General features: G+C 34.7%; 4 protein-coding genes and 1 pseudogene. 3 read left to right on the forward strand and 2 right to left on the reverse strand.

Annotated elements, in window-relative coordinates:
- Together ACINWC743_RS09515 and ACINWC743_RS09520 are read right to left on the reverse strand one after the other, a co-directional pair.
- Positions 1 to 424 (reverse strand): phage regulatory CII family protein (locus ACINWC743_RS09515; RefSeq protein ID WP_009585262.1); only part of this gene is annotated, 424 nt, incomplete at its 3' end.
- A 70-nt stretch (positions 425 to 494) separates the two neighbouring features.
- Positions 495 to 695 (reverse strand): helix-turn-helix domain-containing protein, encoded by a 201-nt coding sequence (locus ACINWC743_RS09520; protein WP_005029058.1) that lies wholly within the window; start codon positions 693 to 695, stop codon positions 495 to 497.
- A 110-nt stretch (positions 696 to 805) separates the two neighbouring features.
- Between ACINWC743_RS09520 and ACINWC743_RS09525 the strand changes: the two genes are divergently transcribed.
- From ACINWC743_RS09525 to ACINWC743_RS09535, 3 genes and pseudogenes are all read left to right on the forward strand, one after another.
- Positions 806 to 1,468 (forward strand): LexA family protein, encoded by a 663-nt coding sequence (locus tag ACINWC743_RS09525; RefSeq protein ID WP_009585259.1) that lies wholly within the window; start codon positions 806 to 808, stop codon positions 1,466 to 1,468.
- Between the two features lie 30 nt (positions 1,469 to 1,498).
- A complete protein-coding gene (locus ACINWC743_RS09530) occupies positions 1,499 to 1,801 on the forward strand; it encodes a hypothetical protein (RefSeq protein WP_005029063.1) in 303 nt (100 codons plus the stop codon).
- Positions 1,802 to 1,847: 46 nt separating this feature from the next.
- Positions 1,848 to 2,147: pseudogene (locus ACINWC743_RS09535) on the forward strand (hypothetical protein); the annotation flags it as partial.
- Positions 2,148 to 2,235: the final 88 nt, after the last annotated feature.

Consider the following 2,235-nt stretch of genomic DNA (forward strand, 5'->3'; position numbering starts at 1 on the left):
CCAATTCAATTAAATTCTGTGTGAGTTGGTGTATCTCTTCATATTCTTGAGGTGTTACCACACCATCTTCATAAGCGTCATAAACAACCTTGTTTGCTTTGCCTGACTTGATGTTGTGCTGCATCATTGCTTCAAAAATAGAAAGCTCATGGTGTTTACTTCGATCACACTCAACAGGCAGCAATGCATAACCAAGCTCATGCGCCCAAATTTTTAATAAAGCTGGGTTTTGCGTGTAATACAGAATTGCTTCTAATTTTTTGATGCTTGGTAAGTGATTCGGCATATTAATATTTGCGTAATTGCAAACTGTGTTATGCGAATCCCCTATTACTTGGGCAATGTCTTTAGGAGTAAAACCTGGTGTCTTACTTATCATTTGCCAAATAGCGTTTTGGGCTTCACGGCTTAAATTGATTTCCATATGTGAATCCTTTTAATCATTCACGTTTAATTTTTATGAACAAAAATAGATACTTTGTTCATGGTGGTTCCTAAGCGACATTTGTAGATTGTTTATGCTGATTCCATAAAGCCTCTAGATTTCTACCTAGATCATATGAAAGACGTTTTCCGCAAGCTCCTCGCTCTAAGTCACTTACATAGTTTTGCGAACAACCAATTTCAGTGGCGATCTTTGCCTGTGTTAATCCTTGGTCTTTAAGATCAGAAATCATTTTTTGCCATTGATTCATGTGAGCCTCCGATATTTTTATTAAATATATAGGTTTTCCGATATTTATACAATAGCCAAACCGATTGAAATATGTATCAGAATTCCGATAAAGCAAGTTGAGATTTATCTATGAGTACTTTGGGTGAAAATTTAAAGAAATTGCGTAAGGCAAAAAAAATGACCCAGAAGGAATTAGCGCAAAAGTCTGGAGTTAAACAATCGGTAATTTCTGAACTAGAAACTGGCACTGCTAAATCAACAGGTTCAATTCTTGAGCTAGCTAGCGCATTAGGCATTACCGCTGAAGAGCTTAAAAAAGGTGTAGTTAGTGAATTTGACAATAACGTTGTACCCATTAGTTCGAGATTAATCCCTGTTTTGTCATGGGTTCAAGCTGGATCAATGACATCTATAGAGGAAATAAATCCATTAGATATTTCTGAGTGGTTACCACCTTTAAGCGCTGATGATCCTGATGGTTGTTTTTATCTAAAAGTAGTTGGTATTAGTAATTCACCCACTTACATAGAGGGTGACTGTATTTTAGTAAATCCAAAATTTCAGGTATGCGATTTGATTTCTGGAGATTTGATAGTTGTAAGAAATAACAGTGATGCAACTTTTAAAAAACTTGTCATTGAGAGTGATGAGCGTAAGTATTTACAGGCTCTTAATCCAAACTTCCACCCTAATATTATTGAATTTGAAGATGGAATGGTGTTGGTAGGTTTGGTGATTGATGCATTTAGACCGCTTGGTGGTTCTCGCCCAAAACGAATGAGAAAAAGTTAATTTTGTATAATTTAAAGAAAAGAGAACACTATGATCGCAACACTGAATAAATCTAAAACTGCGCTAACAATTAATCGCCAAGATTTTAAATTGGCTTTATCTAAAATTGGTGCAGGTATTGATAAACAAATCGCCTCATTAAAAAAAGCCAAGCAAAGTTATGATCCTGCTGATATTGCTCGAGAAGTGATAGATGAAGCTAATATCTTTGAAATGATTATTGAAGGGTTTAACGAAGCTGAGGAAACCAATTTAAAACTTACGGACATAACCAATATCGATGCTGCTCAAGAGTGGATAGATGAATTTTTAGAAAATTATTCAAAAGTATAAGTTCTATAAGTAAATTTCAATCTAAACAATGAAATAGGCCCATATAATGAAAGATATAATTTTTAAAAACTTTGAAGAGGCTGGACAAACTGTTTTAAAATTTTTATCTCAGAAATTTGGATTTAATTTATGGATGATCACTCGTACTGAAGGAGATAATTGGATCGTTCTTCAATGTGAAGATAAGGGCTATAATGTTATTCCTGGACAAGTTTTTTCATGGGCGGATTCATTTTGCTCCCACATGGTTTTAGGAAAAGCTCCTAAAATAGCTCCTCGTTCAGATGAAATCCCCTTATATTTAAATGCCCCAATAGCAAAAAAAATTGATATTAAAGCGTATATTGATGTGTGCTGAGAAAACAGGAGGTTTTAACTTGGTAAACTATAGACACTCATCAGGAGTTTACCATGAGCAAGAAACAGAAGACTTA

This window comes from Acinetobacter sp. WC-743 (genome assembly GCF_000335555.1).
Lineage (GTDB): Bacteria > Pseudomonadota > Gammaproteobacteria > Pseudomonadales > Moraxellaceae > Acinetobacter > Acinetobacter bereziniae.

Excerpts from the sequence above, each read along its gene's own strand:
- ACINWC743_RS09520 (WP_005029058.1), bottom strand. The coding sequence starts at position 695 with ATGAATCAATGGCAAAAAATGATTTCTGATCTTAAAGACCAAGGATTA.
- ACINWC743_RS09525 (WP_009585259.1), top strand. The coding sequence starts at position 806 with ATGAGTACTTTGGGTGAAAATTTAAAGAAATTGCGTAAGGCAAAAAAA.
- ACINWC743_RS09530 (WP_005029063.1), top strand. The coding sequence starts at position 1,499 with ATGATCGCAACACTGAATAAATCTAAAACTGCGCTAACAATTAATCGC.